This is a genomic window from Enterococcus italicus DSM 15952, assembly GCF_000185365.1.
GTDB classification, from domain to species: Bacteria; Bacillota; Bacilli; order Lactobacillales; family Enterococcaceae; genus Enterococcus_G; species Enterococcus_G italicus.
Genome location: NZ_GL622241.1, coordinates 1529507 through 1553982, shown reverse-complemented (window position 1 = coordinate 1553982; position 24476 = coordinate 1529507). Strand labels below are relative to the sequence as shown.

Sequence of the window (24476 nt, the reverse complement as noted above, 5' to 3'; positions counted from 1 at the left end):
TAAGTTTGTGAAAAAATATATTTATTTCTCTTTATAAATATTTCACAATCTATTATACTAAGAGAAGAGATTAATAAAAGGTGATGAACAGTGTGAGAAGAAAAAAAACGATGGATGGCAATACAGCTGCGGCATATGTGTCCTATGCATTTACGGACTTAGCAGCGATATACCCGATTACGCCCAGTTCGCCAATGGCAGAGTTGGTCGATCAATGGTCGGCACATCAAAAGAAAAATATTTTCGGTAATCCTGTAAAAATGGTCGAAATGCAATCAGAAGCTGGTGCAGCTGGTGTAGTTCATGGTTCATTAAAGACTGGCGCTTTAACAACAACGTATACTGCCTCACAAGGCTTGTTATTAATGCTACCAAATATGTATAAAATTGCTGGGGAATTATTGCCGGCTGTCATGCATGTAGCTAGTCGTGCAGTAACGACCAACGCGCTGAATATTTTTGGGGATCATACAGACGTCATGGCAGCAAGACAGACAGGATTCGCTATGCTCGCTGAAAATAGTGTGCAAGAAGTGATGGATCTATCTGCCGTGGCTCATTTGAGTGCGATTGAATCCAGTGTGCCTTTTTTGAATTTTTTTGATGGCTTTCGTACGAGTCATGAAATTCAAAAAGTGGAAGTCTTAGAGTATGATGAACTAGCTGGATTGCTGAATCAAGAGAAAGTGACTGAGTTTAAAAAACGTGCGATGAATCCAGCACATCCTACTGTTAGTGGGACAAATCAAAATCCAGATATTCACTTTCAACAAAGAGAGACCATCAATCCATACTACAACCAAGTAGGGGATGTTGTTCGTTCGTATATGAAAAAAATTAACCAACTACGGGGAACGAATTATGATTTGGTTAATTACTATGGCGATCCTGACGCGACAGAAGTGATTGTTTTGATGGGCTCAGCAGCTCAGACTGTGGAACAAACGGTGGATTATTTGAATCAATCCGGAAGAAAAGTTGGCGTACTTGAAATTCATTTGTATCGCCCTTTCCCAGAGCAAGATGTACTCGCTGCTATTCCTGATACAGTCAAAGCAATCGCTGTACTTGACCGTACCAAAGAGCCAGGTGCATCTGGTGAACCATTGCTACTCGACGTACAAAGTGCGTTTTATGATGCAACAGTCCACCCTGTCATTATTGGTGGACGTTATGGCTTAGGTTCTAAAGATGTGACACCTGATCAAATTGTAGCCGTTTATGATGAGCTAACAAAAGCAAAACAACACCAAAAACGACGCTTTACGATCGGTATTGAAGATGACGTGACCAATCTTTCGTTGGCCAATTACCCTAAATTAGATTTAACACCGCAATCAACCTTTCAAGCGAAATTTTGGGGCTTTGGTTCAGATGGGACAGTTGGTGCAAACAAAGCAGCCATTAAGCTAATTGGCGACCAAACAGAAAATTTTGTGCAAGGGTATTTCTATTATGATTCGAAAAAATCAGGTGGATTAACGGTCTCACATCTTCGTTTTGGACCCAACCCCATTCGCTCAACATATTTAATCGAGCATGCTGATTTTATTGCTTGTCATACGCCAGCCTATATTCATAATTATGATTTAATTGCAGGCTTAAAAGATAACGGAATATTTTTATTGAATACAACTTGGAGTGACGCACAATTAGAGAAGTTGTTACCGAGTCACTTAAAAAGAGCATTAGCAGAGAAAAATGCCAAGTTCTATACGATTAATGGCATGCAGCTGGCGATGGAAATTGGGCTAGGCAATCGGATCAATACGATTATGCAAACTGCCTTTTTCAAACTAACAGAGCCGCTGCCGTTTGAGCAGACCATTCAGCTATTAAAGGATGAAGCTAATAAGGCGTATGGCCATAAATCAATGTCGATTGTCGAAAAAAACTGTTTGGCAATTGATCGCACGATTGAGCTTCTCCATCAAGTAGCAATCCCAAACGAGTGGCGAACGTTGCCAATCAAAGAAATCAAAAAAGCATCCAAATCAACGTATGTCAAAGAAATTGTTGAACCAATTAATGCCCAAAAAGGAAATGAACTATCCGTTGGTACATTAGTTGAAAATCAGATGACGAGAGGAGACATGCCACTTGGTACGACTGCGGTCGAAAAAAGAGGCATCGCCCTTGAAGTACCGCAGTGGATCAGTGACCGCTGTACCATGTGTAATGAATGTGCCTTTGTCTGTCCGCATGCTGCCATTCGTCCGTTCTTGGCGAATGGCGAAGAGATGGAAGAAGCACCTGAGGGATTTATTGTCCGTGAAATGCGGGGCAAAGATGGCTTGTTGTATCGGATTCAAGTATCGGTCGAAGATTGTACTGGTTGTGGCTTATGTGTGGAAGCCTGTCCTGCAAAAGGAAAAGCATTGGAAATGAAGCCATATGGAGAACAAAAAGAACAAGCTATTAACTGGGCTTTTGCAATGACGTTAAAAGAAAAAGAAAATCCAGCTCGCCCAGGCACCCTATTAGGCACCCAATTTGAGAAACCATTGCTCGAATTTTCTGGTGCTTGTGCTGGCTGTGGTGAAACGCCGTATGTCAAATTACTGACGCAAATGTTTGGTGACCGGATGATGATTGCCAATGCAACCGGCTGTTCATCAATCTGGGGTGGAGCAGCACCTGTAACACCGTATACAACTAATGCCTTAGGAGAGGGGCCAGCGTGGTCTAATTCCTTATTAGAGGATAACGCGGAGTATGGTTACGGGATGTTTTTAGCCAATCAAGCACGCAGAGATGCACTGGCAGTCAAAATGAACACCGTCAAAGAGTTGGGTTCACCTGAAGCCAAAGAATTGTTAGAAGATTGGATGGCGCATCGCAATGAAAGTGAAGGAACGCAGCAAAGAGCGAAAAAGCTTGCTGCCGTACTAGAAGCTGAAAAAGAGTCCGTACCAGCGTTCGCTGCATTGATTGAGGAAAAAGAGTTGTTTGTTAAGACAAGCCAATGGATGATTGGTGGCGACGGCTGGGCTTATGACATTGGTTATGGTGGTATCGACCATGTGTTAGCTTCAGGAGCTGATGTGAACTTACTTGTTTTAGATAATGAAGTGTATTCTAACACAGGCGGACAAGTATCAAAAGCCACACCAATGGCAGCAATTGCCAAGTTTGCGGCTGGTGGCAAGTACATGTCCAAAAAAGACCTTGGCCGGATGGCGATGACTTATGGCAATGTCTATGTTGCTCAAATTTCTTCCGGCGCGAATGCGATGCAAACAATCAAAGCATTCGAAGAGGCAGAAAAATTCCCTGGTCCATCGTTGATTATTGCGTACACGCCATGTATTACTCATGGGTTAGCTGGCGGCATGCGTAAAAGCCTACAAGAGGCCAAAGATGCTGTCCAGTCAGGTTATTGGTCCTTGTACCGTTACCATCCAGACAACCTTGAAAAAGGAAAAGCCGACCTGACACTAGATTATAAGAAACCTGACTTCAGCTTGATGCCAGCCTTTTTAAGAAGCCAAGTCCGTTTCTCTTCATTAGAAAAACAATTTCCAGCAGTGGCCGAGCAATTGTTTGCCAAAACAGTCACGGATGCACAGACGCGGTTCATTGCCTATGCCGATATGAGCGGTCAAGGAGAAAAAATTCGCGAAAAAGTATTGAATCAGTCGCAAACCCAAGTGACTGATGATACTAGCCAGCGACCTGTCCGTGAAAGAAAAGAACGCCTAGTTGATCCAGAAGCAGAGGCAAGGAGACTAGCACGACGCGCAGAAAGACAAGCCAAACGCCAAGAAACAAAAAAAGAAAAAAATTAGATGAAGTACAACAAGGTTATGACAAAAGCGTATAGATCCGAGCGATAAGGCGAAACTTTCGAAAATTGGTTTTCAAATTTTAGAAAGTTTAAGACATAGAGCCGAGTGATCTGCTTTTGGAATACCGATTCTATTCTGTAAAGGGAGTGTGAGAATTTTTCCCACAATCCCTTTTTTTATTTGACTATCCAAGTGTACTGTGTATAATAGTACACATAAGGATTGTTTGTCGTAAAGGAGGGAGTCCATGTATTTTGATGCCAATGACCCAAAGCCCATCTATGAGCAAATTATGATGGGTATCAAAAAAGATATCTTGCAAGGAATCTATGTAGTTGGTGACAAAATCCCTTCAGTCAGGGAACAGGCACAGCTGTTGGGAATTAATCCGAATACAATTAGCAAGGCCTATAAAGAATTGGAAAACCAAGATGTAATTGTCACGATACGAGGCAAAGGTACGTTCGTCAAAGAACAGGTCAATCGCGGGAGCACAATAAAAAACGAAGAAAAATTGCGTAAGCAGCTGAACGAGTGGATCGTAGAAGCACACTATGCTGCCATCTCTGCTGCTACGATTGAAGCATGGGTAAATGAGGAGCTAAGGAGGATTTACAATGATAATTAAAGGACTAAATAAAAAAATTGATAGCAATCAAGTATTATCTAATATTCAATTAACAGTTCCGAAAGGCGTCATTTGTGGAATTGTCGGACGCAATGGTTCCGGTAAAACAACCCTCTTTCGAACTATAATGGGGCATTACCAAAAAGATAGTGGCGAGGTACTCATCGAAAGAAACGATATTGCGCTTTATGAAAGGTACAAAGAAAAGATTTTTTACATTGATACGCAGTTTCATCCGTTAGATTACCTGACACCTGTCAGTATCGGTGACTATTTTCAATTGCTTTATCCTTCGTTTGATATCCCAATGTATCATGACCTTTTGCGAACGCACAATTTGCCGCCACGAAGATTTCAAAAATATTCGAAAGGGATGCAAGGGCTGCTGCTAGTGATTCTTAGTTGCTGTTCGAATTGTGATTACTTAATTCTAGATGAGCCTCTCGATGGATTAGACGTCATCGTTCGCAAACAAGCCACGGATTTACTATTAGATGTTGTCAATGATGGAGATAGATCCATTATTATTTCCTCACATAATTTAGCAGAACTAGAAAAACTAGCGGATCAAGTATCTTTTTTCAAAGATGGCACAATCACACAAACTTTACATTTAGAAGACCAAAAAGCAGTGACCAAAAAATGGCAATTTGTCTTCCGTCAAAAAGCCGTACCCGATCTAATCAAACAACAAGGAACAATCTTAAGTATTCAGGGACGAGTGGTAGTTGTGGTATTTAAGAAGTACACGAACGAGTTAGCGAACCAGTTGTTATCATTAGACCCTGTTTTGATGGAGGAGCTACCAGTGTCATTAGAGGATCTATTTATTGAAGTCTTCTCGGATAGGACGATTGCTAAGGAGGAAATTACCAATGAAAAGTGAATTACTAGCATTGATTTGGAAGCGTGAAAAGCTCGCGCTGGTTAGTATTGGTTTGTTGTTTTGTTTATTTGGCTTATCATTAGGTATTAGACAAACGAGTATTTGGCAATCCAATCATATATATAATAACAGTACAGAAGCAATTGAAGATCAACAGGCAGCGAAAAGAGCACAAGCACAATTAGAAGATGAGCTGAATCAAAAATATGAAGAATATGGGGATTCACAAAAATTTTGGCAATATGTCAATTCTGTAACGAGCATTGATCAAGTGACTTTTGATCAATCAACGCATCGCTATAAGATCGACGATTCCTATTATTCAAGTTCTCAGACCGAGCAGTTGTTCCAAAAAACGACGATTGTTAAACATAAAGAGAATAAGACGACACAAATCGTCGGTGCTCAAGATATTTTAAATTCAGGCTATTTTCTGATTGGTAACGGCGATTTGAGTCAATATATATTCAGAGGATTCTTTTTGTTCTTTATTATAGCAGGCTTCATTAATTGCTTTGTCGACTATAAGACGAACTTTGTTTTGTTACTCAGATCCTCGAGATTTTCCAATAAAAAAATCATTCAAACAAAAATTGCGCTTGGTACAATGGCTATATTACTCTCAGCAATCGTAGCCACGGTTATCAATCTCAGTATTATTTACTTGCGCATTCCGCATGAATACATCAATATTTCATTTTTTTATTTGATTGCGTTTCATGGGGTAATGATCGTGATTGGCCTCTTGCTTTACTATATCTCACTCTTAGCAGGAGTCATATGCGGACAACTAGTGACGGGTGTTATTTCGTTGATTGGGTTTCTTTTAGGGCTCTCTTTCATTAGTGAAAATTTGCAGACATATTTGTACTATCTATCCTTTAAAGATATTAGTGGAAGTGACTATTATTATAGTGTGAATCTTTTTAGTTTGTATCCAAGCTATCAGGCATGGGCGATCATTTGTTTAGGAATCATACTGTTGATTGCTTTTCTTTATCAGGTGACGGTTGTTCTTTACCAAAAGATTAGTTTTGAAAATCGAAATCAATTTATTCTCCTGCCAAAACTCCGCTGGCCATTGACCATCTTTGCAAGTCTATTTACTGCATTTGCGACTACATGGGATATGAGTACTGTGATCAATCCACTTGAGGATGAGACACGGCAAATGATCATTGATGGAAAAATCATGCAAGCAGTTTTAGTTTTCCTAGTTATGTTCATGGTCTTTGTTGTGGTAAACTATGCCAATCGCATCCTTGATTTTTTGATGCGTCATCATAGAAAAGCACATGTGAATAAATAGCAGCACGCTTCTTTAAAAATCAACAACTCTTTATCAGTCTGTTGGTTTTTAAAGAAGTTTTTTTGAGATGCTAAGATTTGTTGAAAAAATTGCATTTTGAACAAATAATGAAAAAGCCTTGTGTTATACTAAAACTATCAAGTCTAGTAGTAAGAGGAGGCTGAATATGTCTATCAGTTTACCAAACGTTTTTAGTTTAGAGCATTGGCAAGAGTTTTTCTCAGTTGACATATTTTCGTGGAATTTTTTTGTAAATATTTTGGATATTCTAGTTGTTTGGTTTATTTTGTATAAGCTAATTCAATTAGCTAGAGGGACGAAGGCATTACAATTATTTAAAGGTGTGGCTATGTTTATTGCCACTCGGTTCGTAGCGGAACTGATTGGTCTACATACGCTCTCTTGGCTAATGGATCAAGTCATTACCTATGGAGTTATCGCAGCAATCGTCATCTTTCAACCAGAAATTCGTCGCGGGCTAGAGCATCTTGGGCGGACGACGTTCTTTAATCCAAGCAAGAATAAAAAAAACAAGACGAGCAAATGATTTTGGCTTTTGACAAAGCGATTCAATATATGGCCAAGCGTAAAATTGGCGCATTAGTGACAATAGAGCGTAACACAGGCTTAGAAGAGTATATCGAAACCGGTATTCCATTAGATGCGGATGTTAGTGGGGAGTTACTGATTAACATCTTCATTCCCAATACGCCACTTCATGATGGTGCCGTCATCATCCGGGATGGCAAAATTAGTGTTGCTTGTGCCTATTTGCCACTATCGGAGAGTGCGTTGATTCCAAAAGAGTTCGGTACTAGACATCGGGCCGCGGTAGGTGTTTCAGAGGTAAGTGATGCAGTGACTTTTATCGTCTCAGAGGAAACAGGTGGTGTCAGTATTACCTTAAACAACCAATTACTTGTCGACTTATCAAGTGAAGAGTACTTAGCTATTTTAAGAAGGGAATTAGTGCCAAAAGAAGAAAAAGGCGGCAAAAAAACCTTTTACAAAACTATTTACGAAGAATTAAACCGATTGAGCAAGAAGGGAGATCGGTGAGATGAAGGTTAAATTTCGTAAGAAAAATCTCTTTTACAGTTTCATCGCATTGTTATTTACATTGGTTTTATTTTTTAATGCAAATAGTTCATCATTGCAAAAAAATATTATCCCTACATCAACAACGTATGAAGAGAATGTCAAGGATGTAACTATCCAGCCTATCTATGATTCAGATGAATATTTTATTCAAGGCTTTAATACGACCGTAGCCGTTAAGCTAACGAGCGACAATCGTGTACAATTAAATACGGAAAAGAATCAAGAAACACGGAACTTTCGTGTGGTTGCGGATTTGTCAAAATTAACGGTAGGTACACATGAAGTTGCATTGAAAGTCCAAAATTTAAGCAGTGGCGTGACAGCAACTTTGGCAAGCAAGTCAATTACGGTCACAATTGAAAAAAAAGTGACGAAGACGATTAAAGTGTCCGCTTCCATTTCAGAGGATCATTTGCAAGATGGGTATCAATTAGGTAAAATAACTGTCGAACCTAGTGAAGTTGAAATCACGACAGGGGAAGATACCTTAAAAGAGCTGACGAGCGTCGAGGCATCACTAAGTCATTTAACTGATTTAAACAAAGATACATCTACAAAAGCGTCAATTGTTGCCGTCGATAAAAATGGAGAGAAACTTCCAGCGGTCATTAGTCCCGAGCAGGTAACTGTCAACATTGAGGTGAATGCACCAACAAAAGAAGTGCCTGTTAATGTCGTACCTTCAGGAACAATGGATAGTAGTGTATCAGATCTTACGTATCGATTAGATCAAGATACTGTCACAGTCACCGGGACGCAAACATTGCTAGATCAAATCGATCGCGTCTCTTTACCAGTAGACATCGACAATATTACTAAGCTTACCCAAGTGAAAGTTGCGGTACCAGTCGAAGATGGCGTGACAGCAGATCCAGCTTCAATATTGGTGACGATTGTACCGACATTGAAGCAAACGACCGAATCGACAAGTTCAAGTAGTACGAGTCATTCTAGTGAAACAACAGATAAAACAAGTACATCAAGTAGTTCACAGTCAGGCAGTACTAGTAGCGAACAATCAACAAATTCAAGTGAATCAAGTGAATCGACGAGTTCGGATAACTAGAATAGGAGTGGAACAAAAAAATTATGGGAAAATATTTTGGAACTGATGGTGTTAGAGGCGAAGCAAATAAAGAGCTAACACCTGAGTTGGCATTCAAACTAGGAAGATATGGTGGCTATGTATTAAGTCAGCATGAGACAAGCGAAAAGAGACCAAGAGTATTGGTCGGTCGCGATACAAGAATGTCAGGTCAATTGTTAGAATACGCACTGATTTCTGGCTTGCTTTCTGTAGGTATCGAGGTGTTTCAATTAGGCGTAATCTCAACACCAGGCGTTGCGTATCTGACGCGTTTGCAAAAAGCAAGTGCCGGAGTGATGATTTCAGCATCGCATAATCCTGCTCAAGATAATGGCATTAAGTTTTTTGGCAGCGATGGCTTTAAATTAGTAGATGATCAAGAAGCAGAGATTGAAGCATTATTGGATCAAGTACAAGATACCTTACCAAGACCAGCAGCCGAGGGTCTAGGGACTGTTGATGAATACCCGGAAGGCCTATTAAAGTACTCGCAATTTTTACAACAGACCATCCCTGGAGACTTATCAGGCTTAACTGTATGTATAGATGCGGCAAATGGCGCAACAGCATCCAGTGTCAATCGACTATTTGCTGACTTAGAAACTGATTTTTATACAATGGGAACTTCTCCAGATGGTCTGAATATTAATGATGGTGTTGGGTCGACACATCCTGAAAAACTGGCTGAATTTGTTGTTGAAAAACAAGCCGATGCGGGCCTTGCCTTTGATGGCGATGGCGATCGCGTGATTGCAGTTGATGAGCTGGGCAACATTGTCGATGGTGACCAAATAATGTATATTTGTGCCAAATATCTATCAGAAAAGAATCGACTAAAACAAGGAACGATTGTTACTACGGTTATGAGTAATTTGGGTTTCCATAAAGCGGTGGAAGAAGCTGGTCTTAAAGACGTCATCACAAAGGTGGGTGATCGCTATGTCGTTGAGGAAATGCGTAAAAATGGCTACAACTTTGGTGGCGAACAATCGGGTCATATGATTTTCCTTGATTACAACACAACAGGGGATGGGATGCTTTCAGGTATCCAATTGCTACTTGTTATGAAAGAAACAGGCAAAAAATTATCAGAGTTAGCCAGTGAATTAACGATTTACCCACAAGAATTAGTTAATATCCGAGTGACGGATAAACATGGCTACTTAGAAAATACTCGCATCAAACAAGTGATCGAAGAAGCGGAGCAAGAGATGAATGGGGAAGGCCGTATCTTGGTGCGTCCCTCAGGAACAGAACCACTCCTACGAGTAATGGCAGAAGCGCCAACGGACGAATTAGTTCATTACTATGTAGAAAAAATTGCCAGTGTCGTTAGAGAAGAGATTGGCTTAGCTGAATAAAGAGTATGAGGGTGTAAAACAATTGTTTTCACCCTTTTTTTAAAAGGAGGATTTCATCGATGCGAAGCAAAAAAATCCGCTATGTGATTGCTGTAATTATTTTCGTAATCATAGCTGTCGGAGGGTATCTGACCTATCAAGTCATTGAACAAAAAAACAATCTAGCAGCAAGTAAAAAACAGGTCACACGTTTTGTTAAAGCATTAACAGACCAAAAATTTTCAAACCTATCCTCAGTCCTAAGTGAGTCATCAGTAAAGACTGCTGGTTATACAAACAAAAGCGTTCAAGAGAAATATGAAGCAATCTACAGTGGAATTGGTGTTTCCAAAGTTACTGTAAAAAATCAAAAAGTGACAAAAAAAACTACCAATACGTACAATTTTCAGTATATGCTGACCTTTTCAACGGATATCGGAGAATTAAAGAATGTAAAATATGAAGGAACACTAAAAAAGACTGGTGATACTTACAAAATTGATTGGCAGCCAAATTTGATTTTCCCTGGTATGGAAGGTCAAGATAAGGTAGCGATTACGACAGACTATGCGACAAGAGGTGAAATACTTGATCGTAACAATCAGGGCTTAGCTGTGAATCAGGAATTGAATCAGTTAGGAGTAATTCCTAGCAAACTTGGGACAGGTGACCAAAAGACACAAGCTATCCAAGCCATTGCGAGCCAATTTGATCTGACTACAGATGCCATTCAAACAGCTCTAGATCAAAGTTGGGTAACAGACGATACCTTCGTACCATTGACCATCTTGTATGATGATGTACCAAGTACCTTGCCGACTGGGGCGAGTATTCAGCAAGTTGCTGGTCGTTACTACCCGCTTAGTGAAGCCGCAGCTCAATTAATTGGTTACGTCGGTGATGTGACTGCTGAAGATATCGAAAAGGACAGCAGTCTAGTCGCTGGTGAATCCATCGGCCGTTCAGGGCTAGAAGCGACATATGATGAGCAGCTAAGAGGGACGGATGGTGGTAACCTGACAATTACTGATGAAAATGGGAACGAAAAATCAGTCCTTCTAAAAAAAGACAAAAAAGATGGTGAAACGATCACCCTGACGATTGATGCCAATGCTCAAAAGATTGCCTACGAAAGTCTAGGTGGTCAAAAAGGAGCCTCGGTTGTCACGATGCCGACGACGGGTGACTTATTGGCATTAGTTAGTTCCCCTAGTTTTAATCCAAATAAGATGGCTAATGGAATTACTTCAGAAGAATATCAAGCCTATGTAGATAGCGGCAATACCCCATTTGTCAGTCGCTACACCACACGATATGCACCAGGTTCGACGTTTAAATCTATCACTGGAGCGATTGGCATTGATGCAGGTACACTCGATCCAAGTGAAGAGTTGGCTATATCGGGTTTACAGTGGCAAAAAGATAGTTCCTGGGGATCTTATAAAGTCACTCGTGTGAAAGAAACCAATCCAGTCAATCTATATGATGGCTTAATTTATTCGGATAATATCTACTTTGCCCAACAAACCTTAAAAATGGGTGAAACGAAATTCCGTGAAGGGTTAAGTAAATTTATCTTTGGTGAAGAATTGGATTTGCCATTATCGATGGAACCTGCCCAAATCTCAAATGAAGATAGCTTCGCGACAGAAGTCTTACTGGCCGACACAGGCTATGGACAGGGTCAGCTATTAATTAGTCCAATTCAACAAGCAACGATGTATTCGGTCTTTGCCAATGCCGGTACACTGGTTTATCCGAAATTATTGCTTAATGCGGAAACGAAAACCAAAGCGAATGTAGTTAGCTCGAACGCAGTCAATATTATTGGACCGGATTTACGAGCATATGTCACAGATCCAAATGCTTTTGGATATAGTTTAAACAGTCTGGGAATTGATGTTGCAGCAAAAACAGGCACAGCGGAAGTAAAACAAAGTCAAGATGACACGACAGGATCTGAAAATAGCTTCTTATTTACGTATGATTACGCAAATCATAACTATTTGACGCTAACGATGTTTGAAGGAAGCACTGGCGATTGGACAGCAATTAAGCACGTCGACTCACTATTAACTTATTTAAACAACACCTATCAATAATGTGACTGATGAAAAAGGAGAATTAGATGGAACAATTAGAAACGATGACGTTTGGTCAACTGAAAAAAATCATTACGGAACTTGATCAAAGAGGAGTGAGAAATGATACCAAAGTATTTATTGATACTGGTTGGGACAGCTTGCAAGAAGTGAACGCTGACGCACTGAAAGTCATCTCGGCGTTTCCCTTTCAAATTGAAGATGTCTTGACCAAGGAGCAATATGGCGGATTTGTCCGAGAAGAAAAGCAGCATATACAAGAAACAATCGGGGAAAAGGAAACAGTGATTGTTATCGAACAATTTTATTAATAAACTAAGGGGGAAGTTATGAATAAAAGAAGATGGATTGGGATAGGGATTGCGGTTGCGTTATTGGGATTATCAGTCGTAACAAGTAGCCTAAAAAAAGAAGAGGAAACAAATGAGTCAAAACTTTCAAGTGTGGAACAACTGCTATATGGGTCAGGAGACTTAGAGGAATCGGTGATTGAGCAAGGAGATAGTGACAAACGAATTGTTCAACTGACCGTAGACGGTACTATTTCTGATACAGGTGAATCGACAAGTTTATTTAGTTCTGAAGGATACAACCATCAACAATTGCTGAGTGAACTGAAGGCAATTCAAGAGGATGATAGCATTAAAGGGGTCTTATTAGTCGTTAATTCACCAGGTGGCGGGGTATACGAGAGTGCGGAAATTGCCAAAGAAATTGCCAAAGTACAACAAAAAGGCAAAATCCTCTACGTATCGATGAAAAGTATGGCAGCAAGTGGAGGCTACTATATTTCAGCTTCTGCAGACAAAATTTTTGCGACCAACGAAACGATTACTGGATCAATCGGTGTCATTGCCTCTAACTTGAATTACAGTGGGCTGTTGGAAAAATTAGGAGTGACTGATCAAACATACAAAAGCGGTGCGCTAAAAGATATGAACTCCTCGGTCCGCCCAGCAACAGACGAAGACAAAGCAGTTATGCAAGCCTACATCGATAGTGCGTACGGTCGTTTTGTCGATGTGGTGGCGAATGGTCGTAATCTATCGGTCGATGCCGTGAAAACACTCGCTGATGGTCGTATTTATGACGGCAGTCAAGCAGTGAAAAATGGTTTAGTTGATGAAATTGGCTATCAAGATGATACGTTAGCCGCTTTGAAGAAAGACAACAAACTTGAGAATGCAGAGGTATTTGAGTATGCTGTTTCTGCTACAGGGTTTGCTTCTAGTTGGCTTGGTTCATCATTGGCAGAATTGCAAGGATTAAAGCAGTCTGAAAGCTCACGTGTACTATCGATTGTCGAAAGCATCGGTACACCACAAGCGCCAAAACCAATGTATTTTTACGGAGGTGAATAGCTATGACAGAAAAACAATCTGATTCACATAATGATTTTTATCAACAACTCGTCAATAGACGTAAGCCCCAACCTTTAACAGAAGAATCATTGCGAGAAGCCCAAAGCAATTGGTCCAATCTTCAACCAGGTAACCAAAAGACGGAGCAACTATTTCCAGCATATTTCTTTGAAGGATTTTGGATTCGGATGTGGGCCTTTTTCATTGATCTACTATGTGTACGAGCAATCTCAGTGGCTACGATTGGTTTTTTGGTTCGGTTTCAGCTGGTCGAACAATCGGATTCATTACTCAGTGTTTATGGCCTGCTCGCTGCTGTCATTTATTATGGCTATTTTATTCTCATGACAAAATGCAATTACGGTCAAACTGTAGGGAAGATGATTTTTGGAATTCGCGTCGTATCGTTAGAAGAAGAACAACTTAGCTGGCAAACAGTCTTGATGCGTGAAGGAATTGGGCGTTTTATTTTAAGTTTTCCAGGATTGGGACTGCTTGGTTATCTGCCTATCATCGGATCAAAGAAAAAACAACAAATCGGTGATTATATTAGCCAGACATCAGTCATTTCTTTAGCAACTTTATCTGCGTTCACTCACCAACAGGAAGTACTTTCTGCACCTGAGACTGCGCACATTCATATTGGGAAGTCGATGCAAAATGAATAAAGAATCATTTGCGGATTCCTATCAACGAGCAATTCAACAAGCCAACCAACTCATAGCTCAAAAAGATTATCCAGAGGCGATCAGCTTCTTGATAGCCCATTATGAGAAGGAATCATTAATGGGGTATAATCAATTGCTAGCTCAGGCGTATTTTCTACAGGGCAACCATTTACAAGCGTTGCAAGTTGCCAAAGAAATGATGACAGACTACCGAAAAATAAAGGAAACTAGAATCTTTTATGTGCAATTGCTACTGATGAATCAGCAATTTATTCAAGCCTGGGTGTTTTTGTATCCAGTGGCTAAGGAAATTGACGTCCTTGAAGAAACACAGCTCCTGCTTGAGATGGAAGCACTACTAGGTAACCAAAGCGAGCAATATCTGCTAGAAAAAACAGAACAGCTCAAACAATTTTTAGCACCGGATTTTTACGTTCATTCTACGGCATTTACGAAATGGCTGATTGGTCTGACAGCAAATCAGTTCCGACTAATAGCGATATCAGCAATCCAAGAACCGACAAATAGTTCAGTTATTGCCAGAATCTGTGAAATCTTAGTAAAGACTGGTGAACGCGGTACCCACCTGGTTTATGACGGTGATCAGGTGAGACCGGTAGCTTTTGCTGAGCTGCAACTATTAGAGGATTCACCATTACCACAAATCTTGCAAGAATCTTTATCAAAACGATTAGCCAAAGACTCTGTGCTACAGGAAATGGTCTATCAGGAACTTCTGGGGCATTTTGCTTACTGTTTCCCATTCTTACCGAAAGAAGAGGAGGTAGATGATTGGGTTGCCGTTTACCTAGCTGACTTGATTCAAATCAAAGAGCCAGTCGATTCAGCTCAACGACAGTATCGGCAAGGAATTGCGGAAAAGAAACGTCGCATTCAAACATACTTTGAAAATGCTTTAAAATAAGAATTTTTCCACTACTTTTTGCTCAATATGTTTACAATTTGATGTTGGTAGTGTACTATTTAAAGGTATGCATGAAACTATTTCATATAACAATATACTTAGATATTCGGAGGGAATTACATGACTGCAAAATGGGAAAAAAAAGGCACCAATGATGGTGTATTGACCTTTTCAATTGCAAATGAAGAAATTCAAAAAGGGTTAACAACAGCATTTAACAAAGTGAAGGGACAATTAAACGTTCCTGGATTCCGTAAAGGGAAAGTATCACGTACAGTATTTAACAGAATGTACGGTGAAGAAGCTTTGTATGAAGATGCATTGAACGCTGTATTACCTACAGCTTATGAAGCTGCAGTATTAGAAGCTGGTATCGATCCCGTATCTCAACCAAAAATTGATGTAAAATCAATGGAAAAAGGTGAAGCATGGACAATCGAAGCTGAAGTAACTGTAAAACCTGAAGTAAAATTAGGTGAATACAAAAACTTAACAGTTGCAAAACAAGACCGTGAAGTGACAGAAGAAGACGTTGAAAATCGTTTGAAAGCTGTTCAAGAACAACAAGCTGAACTAGTGATCAAAGAAGACGCTGCTGCTGAAGGCGACACAGTCGTAATCGATTTTGAAGGTTTCGTAAATGATGAAGCATTTGAAGGCGGAAAAGGCGACAACTACTCATTAGAATTAGGTTCACATTCATTTATTCCAGGTTTTGAAGATCAATTAGTTGGTTCAAAAGCTGGCGATTCATTAGATGTGAAAGTAACTTTCCCTGAAGAATACCAAGCAGAAGATTTAGCTGGTAAAGAAGCAGTCTTCAAAGTTACCGTTCATGAAGTAAAAGGAAAAGAGCTTCCTGAATTAGATGATGAATTTGCAAAAGATGTTGATGATTCAGTATCATCTTTAGCTGAATTGAAAGAAAAATACCGCACAGAATTAACAGAGGGTAAAGAAAAGGCTGCCAAAGAAGCTGTTGAAGAAGCTGCAATCAAACAAGCAGTTGCCAATGCTGAAATCGTTGAATTACCACACGTAATGGTTCACGATGAAGTGCACCGTGCGATGGATGAATTCTTAAACAACATGCAACGTCAAGGAATCGACCCTCAAATGTATTACCAATTAACTGGTTCAACTGAGGAAGATCTACACAAACAATTCGAAGGCGAAGCTGACGAACGTGTGAAAACAAACCTTGTTATTGAAGCAATTGCTAAAGCAGAAGGCTTAGAAGCTACAGAAGAAGAAATTGCTAATGAAATTAAAGAACTTTCTGAAGCATACAACATGCCAGAAGCTCAAATCAAACGTGTATTGACAGAAGATATGTTAAAACATGATGTTACAATGAAAAAAGCAGTTGATTTAGTTACATCAACTGCAGTTGAAGCATAAGTCTTTGAATCAGAAAACTGTTCAATAATTACTATTGAACAGTTTTTTTTAAAGATTCTATCAAATTAAGATAAGATTTTTTCTTTTCAAAAGAAATATGCTATGATAATATAATGAAATCTTTTAGAACCATAAGGGGTGAACGTATTGTACGATAACAAAAATACCAATGATGCAGTGAGATGTTCCTTCTGTGGCAAAGCGCAAGAAGAAGTGCGAAAATTAGTTGCTGGGCCAGGTGTCTATATTTGTGATGAGTGTATTGAACTTTGTCGTGAAATCATCGAAGAAGAATTGACAGACGAAGCCATTCATGAATTCCTAGATGTTCCTAAGCCACAAGAATTACTAAAAATCTTGAACGAATATGTAATTGGGCAAGATCGCGCGAAGAAAGCTCTATCGGTGGCAGTCTATAATCATTACAAGCGTATTTCAGCTAACCTAGATAAGTCTGGAGAGGAAGAAGACGTTGAGTTACAAAAGAGTAACATCTGTCTAATTGGACCAACAGGCTCTGGAAAGACCTTCTTGGCGCAGACCTTAGCTAAAAGCTTAAATGTACCATTTGCAATCGCAGATGCGACAAGCTTAACAGAAGCTGGTTACGTGGGCGAAGATGTTGAAAATATTCTTTTGAAATTATTACAGGCAGCTGACTTTGATGTAGAATATGCGCAAAATGGTATTATCTATATCGATGAAATTGATAAGATTGCTCGTAAGGGTGAAAATGTTTCTATCACGCGTGATGTATCAGGTGAGGGTGTCCAACAAGCATTATTGAAGATTTTGGAAGGTACCATTGCAAATGTACCTCCTCAAGGTGGAAGAAAACATCCACATCAAGAAATGATTCAGCTTGATACGACGAATATTCTCTTTATCGTAGGTGGAGCATTTGACGGGATTGAAACAATCGTGAAAAACCGGATGGGTGAAAAAACGATTGGTTTTGGTAGCAACAACCGCAAATTACCAGAAAAAGAAAGCACAATGAAATATATTATTCCAGAGGATCTCTTAAAATTTGGGCTAATTCCAGAGTTTATAGGTCGCTTACCTGTAATGGCAGCACTCGATAAATTAACGGTCGATGACTTAGTACGTATTTTGACTGAACCAAAAAATGCATTAGTTAAGCAATACAAAAAGTTATTGTCATTAGATGAGACGGAATTAGTGTTTGAAGATGATGCATTACGGGCGATTGCACAAAAAGCCATCGAGCGAAATACAGGAGCACGTGGCCTGCGTTCGATTATTGAAGAAATCATGATGGACATTATGTTTGAAGTGCCATCTCAAGAGGAAATCGAGAAAGTAATCATCACGAAAGAAGCAGCTTTAGAAACGGAAAAGCCAACCATTATCTATGCCGAAAAAAAAGCAGGGTAATTTGGTAGGACCGCTGAAAAATTTATGGTAAAAGCATCCGGACAAGAAAGTGGAAGTCGTATTTAGTCTAGGAAATGTACAAAAGTACTACTAGGTTGGTCATTTCACTTGGCTTTGTCCGGTTTTTTATTACAAACGGAGGATTGAATATGAAAGTACACCACGCAGACATCGTGATTAGTGCTGTGTCACCTGCACAATATCCAGAGTCAGAGTTACCGGAAATCGCGCTTGCTGGACGATCAAATGTAGGGAAATCATCCTTTATTAATACCTTGATTGAACGAAAAAACTTAGCACGCACCTCTTCAAAACCCGGTAAAACACAGACACTTAATTTTTATAATATTGAAGATGTTTTGCATTTTGTCGATGTACCTGGTTACGGCTATGCAAAAGTATCTAAAACCGAACGAGCAAAATGGGGGAAAATGATTGAAACTTATTTGACGCAGCGGAGCCAGCTAAAAGCAGTGGTCTCATTAGTTGATTTTCGACATGAGCCATCAGTCGAAGATGTTCAAATGTACCAATTTTTAAAGTATTATGACATTCCTGTGATTGTGGTTGCCACAAAAATCGACAAAATTCCAAGAGGAAAATGGAACAAGCATGAAAGCATGATTAAAAAGGCGATGACCTTTGAAAAAGAGGATACCTTTATTCTCTTCTCATCAGTTACGAAAGATGGCAAGCAACTAGCCTGGAATGCAATCGAAAAGGCAATAGGCTATCAAGCCTAACACAAGAGCACTGACTGATGATGCTTTCTACTACAAAAAGACCAGCAAATCCAAAGTTTGAAAAAAACTTTCGGACTTGCTGGTCTTTTTGTCTGTAGCTGAGTAATTTCATCTCAGTCTCCTAATTATTTTTCTTCTTTTTGTTCTTCGTCATCGTCTTTTGTCTTCAAAAACCGTTCGATATCGACTTCGTCTTTTTTAGTTCTTGTCAATTCATCTGGTAAAATAGCAAAGTCATCAAAACGACGATCTAATGTATCATCATATTGGAATTTTAAACCCATAGGAATCACCCTCCAGTAGACCTAGTTTACCACGACTATCTGAAAATAAAAAGAGGACTGAATCGTCCTCTTTTAACTTATTATTTTGTTACATCTTTTTTTAATAATCCGTAAATGACACCTGAAACAATAGCACCAATTAAGATAAATACTAAGTACAAGATTGGTTGGCTAACTAAAGGAATAACAAAAATTCCGCCGTGTGGTGCAAGCAATTTGATTTCAAATGCCCCTACAAGTCCACCAGTTAAGGCTGAACCTACGATGAAACTTGGGATAGCGCGTAGTGGATCAGCGGCAGCAAATGGAATTGCACCTTCAGATACGAATGATAATCCCATGACGATATTGGTTAAACCAGCATCAACTTGGCTCTTATCGAATTTCTTTTTGAACAAACGTGTTGCAACAAAGATTGCTAATGGAGGAACCATCCCCCCTGCCATAACAGAAGCCATCACTACTGAACCACCTGAAGCTACTGTGCTAGCAAGTGTACCTGTACCGAAAACATAAGCCGCTTTGTTGACTGGTCCACCTAAGTCGACCGCCATCATTCCACCAAGTATTACACCAAGTAGCGCAGCGTTTGTTCCGCTCATACCACTTAAGAAACCATTTAAACCATCGTTAATGACTTTCATCGGAACATTGACTACTAACATCAAGAAACCAGTAATTAATAAACCAAAGAAAGGATAGAAGAGAATGGTTTTGATTCCTTCTAATGATTTTGGTAAGCCTTTAAGAATTTTTTTCAAGAAGACTACAACATACCCACCAAGGAAACCACCAATCAAGGCACCAAGGAATCCAGCACCACCAGTATTGGCTAAGGCACCTGCAGCAAAACCGACAATTAATCCAGGGCGGTCAGCGATACTTGAAGCAATAAATCCTGCTAAAACAGGAAGCATAAAGCCAAATGCAGCGGCACCAATTTGGTTAAAGTAACCTGTGACAGTATTGTAACTACCTAGTTTGCTTAATTGATCATGTGGAACACCGATAAATTGGTCAATCATGAATGATAAGGCAATCATGATCCCACCAGCGATAACGAATGGTAACATATGTGATACACCATTCATTAAGTTTTTGTAGATTTGTTGTCCGACTGAACCAGCAGCAGCTTCTTCATCGCTAGAATCAGCAGAACCTTCTGCGTGGAATACAGGAGCTTTTCCTTCGACTGCTAAGTTTAGTAGTTCTTCAGTTTTGCGGATACCGTCACTTACTGGGCGGTTCAATAATTTTTTACCATCAAAACGATTCATTTCAACTTTTTTGTCAGCAGCGACAATGACAGCTGTCGCACGTTCGATATCTTCAGCTGTTAAGCGGTGTTTGATGCCTTCAGAACCATTTGTTTCAACTTTGATATCAATCCCTAATTCTTTGGCTTTCTTTTTCAGTGCATCTTCAGCCATGTAGGTGTGAGCAATTCCGGTAGGGCAGGCAGTAACAGCGACTACGTAAGGGCGTTCATTAACTTTGACAGTCTCAGATGCTGCCTTAGCTTCCGCTAGAGCTTCTGCTTTTTCTTCTTCTTCACGGGCATTTTCAGCTTCAGCAAACAAAGATTGTACTTGCTCAGGAGAATCTGCTTGTTTTAATTTCCCAACGAAATCTGGATCAATTAATTGGCGAGAAAGGGCAGCAAGTGCTTGAAGGTGAGTATCGTTTGCGCCTTCTGGAGCGGCAATCATAAAGAATAGGTATGTTGGTTGGCCATCAAGTGCCTCGTAATCCACACCATGTTTGCTCTTTGCAAAAAGGACAGTCGCTTCTTTAACCGCTGCATTTTTTGCATGAGGCATTGCGATACCGTCACCTAAACCAGTCGAAGTTTGCGCTTCACGATTTAAAATACCTTCTTTAAAAACAGCGATGTCGCTGATTCGACCTGTGTCGTATAATTTTTGAACCATTTCGTCAATTGCTGGACGTTTTTCTGTTGCTTGCAAATCCATGATCATTGCATCTTTTACTAATAAATCATTGATCTTCATCGTCTTTCCTCCTATAAGTCAACTTTTTGAATTGTAACTTCTGGTAATAATTCTTCAATAAATGCAGCTGTTGCTAAATCATCTGAAAAAGCAGTAGCACTACCACAGGCAACGCCCCACTTGAATGCTTCAACTGAATTTTTTGTTTTTGCATAATGGCCGATAAAACCAGCAATCATTGAATCACCCGCACCAACGGAATTTTTAAGGGTACGTTTTAATACATTTGATTGATAAATACCTTCTTTACAAAATAGTAAAGCACCATCGCCAGCCATTGAAATAATAACGTTTTGTGCACCTTCATCTAAAAGTTTTTGTGCGTACGGATAGATGTCTTCCGTTGATTCAAAACTAGTGTGGTACAAGTCAGCTAGTTCATGGTTGTTTGGTTTCACCAAGACAGGTCGAGATGGAAGAGAAGAAAGTAAGTCAGCTCCCGTTGTATCAATCACGAATTCCGCGTCTTTATCTTTGATGATTTGGATAAGTTCCTCATAAAAACCAGCTCGTAAGCTTTTGGGTGTGCTTCCAGATAGAACGACAATATCACCGGCTTGGACTTTGCTAAGTGTTTCTTTTAAAGATTGTGTTTCTTCATTTGTTAGTTGTGGACCAGCACCGTTAATTTCGGTTTCTTCGCCAGCTTTTAATTTTACATTAATCCGGGTATCATCAGAGACTTTTGTAAAATCAGTGGCGATCTTTTCCTCTTTTAACCAATTTTCAATGAAGGTGCCAGTAAAGCCACCAACAAATCCTAATGCGACAGAGTCAGAATCAATTCTTTTAAGAATACGAGAGACATTAATCCCTTTTCCACCAGGTAATTTAAAATCCGAAGTCATTCGGTTAACATCGCCCATTTTCAAGTCATCGACATGAACAATGTAATCGATGGATGGATTGAGTGTCATTGTGTAAATCATTTGTTTGCCTCCTTAAGTGTTGTCTTTTGCAAAAATTTCTTTTTAAGATCGGCTGGACAATAGTCGGTGATGATGCATGCTTCGGCTAACGTACCAACTTGTGTAAACGTAATTTGTTGAAATTTAGAATGGTCGGCTAATATGTAACTATGCTGACTATTCTTAAGTCCAATTCTTTTCAGCAATCCTTCTTCCGTGTCGGGGGTGGTGTATCCGGCAACTAAATGAATGCCATTGATGCCAATAAAGGATTGGTTAAAACGATAGCGTTCTAATTGATTAGCAGGAGATGTGCCAAGAACTGCATTGGTCGTCAGCTTAATTTGACCACCGAGAATGACAGTGGGAATCTGTCGATCAATTAATAAAGAAGCATGCTTGACTGAATTAGTCACTACTTTTAGCCGATAATCGGTCGGTAAGAAGGGGATCATAGCAAGCGTCGTAGTCCCCGCATCTAAATAAATGATATCATCCGGACGAATCAGTGAGGCAGCATACTTAGCAATGGTTTGTTTTTCATTCAAGTATGTTTTTATTTTTTCACTCATCTCTGCTTCGAACGCCAGCTGATGAATCCGTTTTGCACCGCCATGAATACGGACAAGCAAGCCTTGATTCTCCAGCGTTTGCAAGTCTCGTCGAATGGTTGACTCGGAGGCGTTTAGCGGAGTCATCAAATCATTGATCGTGACAATCTCAGTCGAAGTTAAATAGGACAATATGCGGCGATGTCGTTCTTCTGTAAGCATTTTCAATCACCTCTTCATCGCATAGTCTAGCATAGCTTTTGACAGAAATCAATCAAAAACAATAAAAAACAGTCAAAAACATCCAAAAAAGTGAACCATTGCACAATGGCTCACTTTGAATACTGAATTCCTTTAGATTATTGGATTAATTTGAACTACTAGTGTTTTTTTCAACTCATTGGCTTCAGAACTATCTGCCATTATTAACAGAATGTCGCCAGCTCGCATAATGGTCTCGCCGTGGGTCAAGATGACTTGCGTGCCGCGTTGCAAAGAAATCAGCAGCATATTTTTAGGCCATTGGAAATCTCGAACGGCAATCCCATCTAATATGCTCTCTGCTGTAATCGGAATTTCAATTAACTGCCGTTTTCCAGTAATACGTTTGGATTTGTTTTTTAATAAGCGCTCGAGCAATGATTCATAGATTGGTGATCCACCTAAACTATCTACTACTAAATAGGCGACGAGTGAGACTAAGCCGGTCGCCATGAGATGATGAAGTGAGCCGACCATTTCTGTAATGAGAATAATAGCCGTCAGCGGAGCCTTCCCAATCGCTGCAAAATAACCAGCCATTCCGACGATAATAAAGTTGCGAATATAGACCGGATCTAGTCCAAACACTTGTACGGCAATGGTCGCAAATAAGCAACCAAGAATCGCACCCAAGGTTAGGATAGGTAAGAAGATGCCACCTGGTAACGATGAACCGTAAGAAATCATTGAAAAAATAAATCGAAGAGCGAATAAACCAACCAATAAAGCAATGCCATAATTGTCTTGCTCAAGCGAGGTGATGATCTGATTGCCACCACCTAGCATATGGGGGAAGAACAGACCTATTGGAATGACAAGTAAAAATGGAAGCATGCCATGGAAGTAACTAGGTAATGGTAAGTGACGAAACAGTCTAGGTAAACCCAATAAAACGTATTGATAAAAACGAGCAAATAGACCTAGTACTAAGCCAAATAAAATAAATAGCCAATAATAACTCAATGGTACATCTTGCAAACTCCCTAGATAAAGGACTGGCTGCAGCCCAAAGACATATAGTGAAATAAAATTTGCCGTTAGAGCAGAAGCAAATGAAGTCAGCCAGACTAATGGTGAAAAGGTATGGTGCACTTCTTCGATGACAAATAATAAGCCAGCGATTGGTGCGTTAAAGGCCGCAGCTAGTCCTGCGCTAGCTCCGCTGGAAATTAATATTTTTCGTTCGAACTTCGGAACCTTTTGTGTATCTGCTACACCTTGACCAATAGTCGCACCTAGTTGAATAGATGGGCCTTCCCGTCCGAGAAATAGACCAGCGCCGACGGAGAGTGCACCACCGACAAATTTCTTCCAAAGAACGGAAAACCAAGGATAGTCGATTTCATCTTGTAGCTGTCCTTCTACTTGAGGGATCCCACTTCCTTTAATGTTTGGTTCACTTTTGATTAGCCAGCCGACAAATAATGCCATACCAATCGAAAGCATCATCCATAAAGCTATTCTCACTGGCTGGTGTTGGTTTGATTCATAAAATGTGACGATAAAATCTGAAAGGTGTTCAATCAAAAGCCGAAATAGACTGACAACAATACCAGTCAATCCACCGACTAGAATTCCTTTTCCTACAAATACTAAACGCGTGCGATCAATAAATTGTAACTCGTCGCGCTCCATAATGGTCACCTCTTTTGAGTTTTTTCAAACATACAATCGTAATCGATTGCTTATGTTACCTTACAAAAATATCATTTATGTGCCGTCC

Annotated in this window: 19 protein-coding genes and 1 pseudogene; 15 read left to right on the top strand and 5 right to left on the bottom strand. The window is 39.8% G+C overall.

Going from position 1 to position 24476, the window contains the following annotated elements; translation table 11 throughout:
* Positions 1-110: 110 nt before the first annotated feature.
* The 15 genes and pseudogenes from nifJ (at position 111) to yihA (ending at position 18737) form a co-directional block, all read left to right on the top strand.
* Positions 111-3788 carry a pyruvate:ferredoxin (flavodoxin) oxidoreductase gene (nifJ, locus tag HMPREF9088_RS07200; protein ID WP_211205555.1) on the top strand — a complete coding sequence of 1226 codons (3678 nt, stop codon included), beginning with the start codon at positions 111-113 and terminating at the stop codon, positions 3786-3788.
* A gap of 247 nt (positions 3789-4035) precedes the next feature.
* Positions 4036-4416: a GntR family transcriptional regulator gene (locus HMPREF9088_RS07195; RefSeq protein WP_007208528.1), complete on the top strand. Its 381-nt coding sequence runs from the start codon at positions 4036-4038 to the stop codon at positions 4414-4416.
* On the top strand, positions 4406-5302 hold the full coding sequence (locus tag HMPREF9088_RS07190) for an ATP-binding cassette domain-containing protein (RefSeq protein ID WP_007208527.1): 897 nt from the start codon (positions 4406-4408) through the stop codon (positions 5300-5302). Before HMPREF9088_RS07195 ends, HMPREF9088_RS07190 begins: the two co-directional genes overlap by 11 nt.
* Positions 5292-6611 carry an ABC superfamily ATP-binding cassette transporter permease/protein gene (locus HMPREF9088_RS07185; protein WP_007208526.1) on the top strand — a complete coding sequence of 440 codons (1320 nt, stop codon included), beginning with the start codon at positions 5292-5294 and terminating at the stop codon, positions 6609-6611. The genes HMPREF9088_RS07190 and HMPREF9088_RS07185 overlap by 11 nt, the downstream gene beginning before the upstream one ends.
* A gap of 166 nt (positions 6612-6777) precedes the next feature.
* Positions 6778-7670: pseudogene (gene cdaA, locus HMPREF9088_RS07180) on the top strand (diadenylate cyclase CdaA).
* Position 7671: 1 nt separating this feature from the next.
* The gene (locus HMPREF9088_RS07175) at positions 7672-8778 is read left to right on the top strand and encodes a CdaR family protein (protein ID WP_007208522.1); all 1107 of its coding nucleotides are present in this window, start codon (positions 7672-7674) and stop codon (positions 8776-8778) included.
* Positions 8779-8801: 23 nt separating this feature from the next.
* Positions 8802-10160, top strand: a complete 1359-nt coding sequence (gene glmM, locus HMPREF9088_RS07170; protein WP_007208521.1) for a phosphoglucosamine mutase — start codon at positions 8802-8804, stop codon at positions 10158-10160.
* Between the two features lie 59 nt (positions 10161-10219).
* Positions 10220-12241 (top strand): penicillin-binding protein PBP4(5), encoded by a 2022-nt coding sequence (gene pbp4, locus HMPREF9088_RS07165; RefSeq protein WP_007208520.1) that lies wholly within the window; start codon positions 10220-10222, stop codon positions 12239-12241.
* 26 nt (positions 12242-12267) lie between these two features.
* A complete protein-coding gene (locus HMPREF9088_RS07160) occupies positions 12268-12552 on the top strand; it encodes a hypothetical protein (RefSeq protein WP_007208519.1) in 285 nt (94 codons plus the stop codon).
* A gap of 18 nt (positions 12553-12570) precedes the next feature.
* On the top strand, positions 12571-13602 hold the full coding sequence (gene sppA / locus HMPREF9088_RS07155) for a signal peptide peptidase SppA (protein ID WP_007208518.1): 1032 nt from the start codon (positions 12571-12573) through the stop codon (positions 13600-13602).
* 2 nt (positions 13603-13604) lie between these two features.
* Positions 13605-14270, top strand: coding sequence for an RDD family protein (locus tag HMPREF9088_RS07150; RefSeq protein ID WP_007208517.1), 666 nt, complete (start codon positions 13605-13607; stop codon positions 14268-14270).
* A complete protein-coding gene (locus HMPREF9088_RS07145; protein ID WP_007208516.1) occupies positions 14263-15195 on the top strand; it encodes a hypothetical protein in 933 nt (310 codons plus the stop codon). Before HMPREF9088_RS07150 ends, HMPREF9088_RS07145 begins: the two co-directional genes overlap by 8 nt.
* 120 nt (positions 15196-15315) lie before the next feature.
* A complete protein-coding gene (gene tig, locus HMPREF9088_RS07140) occupies positions 15316-16596 on the top strand; it encodes a trigger factor (RefSeq protein ID WP_007208515.1) in 1281 nt (426 codons plus the stop codon).
* Between the two features lie 147 nt (positions 16597-16743).
* Complete coding sequence (gene clpX / locus HMPREF9088_RS07135) at positions 16744-17994, top strand: ATP-dependent Clp protease ATP-binding subunit ClpX (protein ID WP_007208514.1); 1251 nt, start codon at positions 16744-16746, stop codon at positions 17992-17994.
* A gap of 149 nt (positions 17995-18143) precedes the next feature.
* On the top strand, positions 18144-18737 hold the full coding sequence (yihA, locus tag HMPREF9088_RS07130; RefSeq protein WP_040366752.1) for a ribosome biogenesis GTP-binding protein YihA/YsxC: 594 nt from the start codon (positions 18144-18146) through the stop codon (positions 18735-18737).
* A gap of 125 nt (positions 18738-18862) precedes the next feature.
* Here yihA and HMPREF9088_RS12080 read toward each other — a convergent pair whose 3' ends face one another.
* The 5 genes from HMPREF9088_RS12080 to HMPREF9088_RS07110 all read right to left on the bottom strand — a co-directional run bounded on the left by HMPREF9088_RS12080 (position 18863) and on the right by HMPREF9088_RS07110 (position 24391).
* Positions 18863-19021: an SPJ_0845 family protein gene (locus HMPREF9088_RS12080; RefSeq protein ID WP_007208512.1), complete on the bottom strand. Its 159-nt coding sequence runs from the start codon at positions 19019-19021 to the stop codon at positions 18863-18865.
* Positions 19022-19101: 80 nt separating this feature from the next.
* Positions 19102-21033: a PTS fructose transporter subunit IIABC gene (locus tag HMPREF9088_RS07125; protein ID WP_007208511.1), complete on the bottom strand. Its 1932-nt coding sequence runs from the start codon at positions 21031-21033 to the stop codon at positions 19102-19104.
* Positions 21034-21044: 11 nt separating this feature from the next.
* Positions 21045-21962, bottom strand: coding sequence for a 1-phosphofructokinase (gene pfkB / locus HMPREF9088_RS07120; RefSeq protein ID WP_007208510.1), 918 nt, complete (start codon positions 21960-21962; stop codon positions 21045-21047).
* Positions 21959-22714 carry a DeoR/GlpR family DNA-binding transcription regulator gene (locus HMPREF9088_RS07115; RefSeq protein WP_007208509.1) on the bottom strand — a complete coding sequence of 252 codons (756 nt, stop codon included), beginning with the start codon at positions 22712-22714 and terminating at the stop codon, positions 21959-21961. The genes pfkB and HMPREF9088_RS07115 overlap by 4 nt, the downstream gene beginning before the upstream one ends.
* Positions 22715-22846: 132 nt before the next feature.
* The gene (locus tag HMPREF9088_RS07110; RefSeq protein WP_211205554.1) at positions 22847-24391 is read right to left on the bottom strand and encodes a ClC family H(+)/Cl(-) exchange transporter; all 1545 of its coding nucleotides are present in this window, start codon (positions 24389-24391) and stop codon (positions 22847-22849) included.
* Between the last annotated feature and the right edge of the window lie 85 nt (positions 24392-24476).

What these genes read in the sequence shown, in the direction of transcription:
- nifJ (WP_211205555.1), top strand. Translation starts at nt 111, where the DNA reads ATGGATGGCAATACAGCTGCGGCATATGTGTCCTATGCATTTACGGAC.
- HMPREF9088_RS07195 (WP_007208528.1), top strand. Translation starts at nt 4,036, where the DNA reads ATGTATTTTGATGCCAATGACCCAAAGCCCATCTATGAGCAAATTATG.
- HMPREF9088_RS07190 (WP_007208527.1), top strand. Translation starts at nt 4,406, where the DNA reads ATGATAATTAAAGGACTAAATAAAAAAATTGATAGCAATCAAGTATTA.
- HMPREF9088_RS07185 (WP_007208526.1), top strand. Translation starts at nt 5,292, where the DNA reads ATGAAAAGTGAATTACTAGCATTGATTTGGAAGCGTGAAAAGCTCGCG.
- HMPREF9088_RS07175 (WP_007208522.1), top strand. Translation starts at nt 7,672, where the DNA reads ATGAAGGTTAAATTTCGTAAGAAAAATCTCTTTTACAGTTTCATCGCA.
- glmM (WP_007208521.1), top strand. Translation starts at nt 8,802, where the DNA reads ATGGGAAAATATTTTGGAACTGATGGTGTTAGAGGCGAAGCAAATAAA.
- pbp4 (WP_007208520.1), top strand. Translation starts at nt 10,220, where the DNA reads ATGCGAAGCAAAAAAATCCGCTATGTGATTGCTGTAATTATTTTCGTA.
- HMPREF9088_RS07160 (WP_007208519.1), top strand. Translation starts at nt 12,268, where the DNA reads ATGGAACAATTAGAAACGATGACGTTTGGTCAACTGAAAAAAATCATT.
- sppA (WP_007208518.1), top strand. Translation starts at nt 12,571, where the DNA reads ATGAATAAAAGAAGATGGATTGGGATAGGGATTGCGGTTGCGTTATTG.
- HMPREF9088_RS07150 (WP_007208517.1), top strand. Translation starts at nt 13,605, where the DNA reads ATGACAGAAAAACAATCTGATTCACATAATGATTTTTATCAACAACTC.
- HMPREF9088_RS07145 (WP_007208516.1), top strand. Translation starts at nt 14,263, where the DNA reads ATGAATAAAGAATCATTTGCGGATTCCTATCAACGAGCAATTCAACAA.
- tig (WP_007208515.1), top strand. Translation starts at nt 15,316, where the DNA reads ATGACTGCAAAATGGGAAAAAAAAGGCACCAATGATGGTGTATTGACC.
- yihA (WP_040366752.1), top strand. Translation starts at nt 18,144, where the DNA reads ATGAAAGTACACCACGCAGACATCGTGATTAGTGCTGTGTCACCTGCA.
- HMPREF9088_RS12080 (WP_007208512.1), bottom strand. Translation starts at nt 19,021, where the DNA reads ATGGGTTTAAAATTCCAATATGATGATACATTAGATCGTCGTTTTGAT.
- HMPREF9088_RS07125 (WP_007208511.1), bottom strand. Translation starts at nt 21,033, where the DNA reads ATGAAGATCAATGATTTATTAGTAAAAGATGCAATGATCATGGATTTG.
- pfkB (WP_007208510.1), bottom strand. Translation starts at nt 21,962, where the DNA reads ATGATTTACACAATGACACTCAATCCATCCATCGATTACATTGTTCAT.
- HMPREF9088_RS07115 (WP_007208509.1), bottom strand. Translation starts at nt 22,714, where the DNA reads ATGCTTACAGAAGAACGACATCGCCGCATATTGTCCTATTTAACTTCG.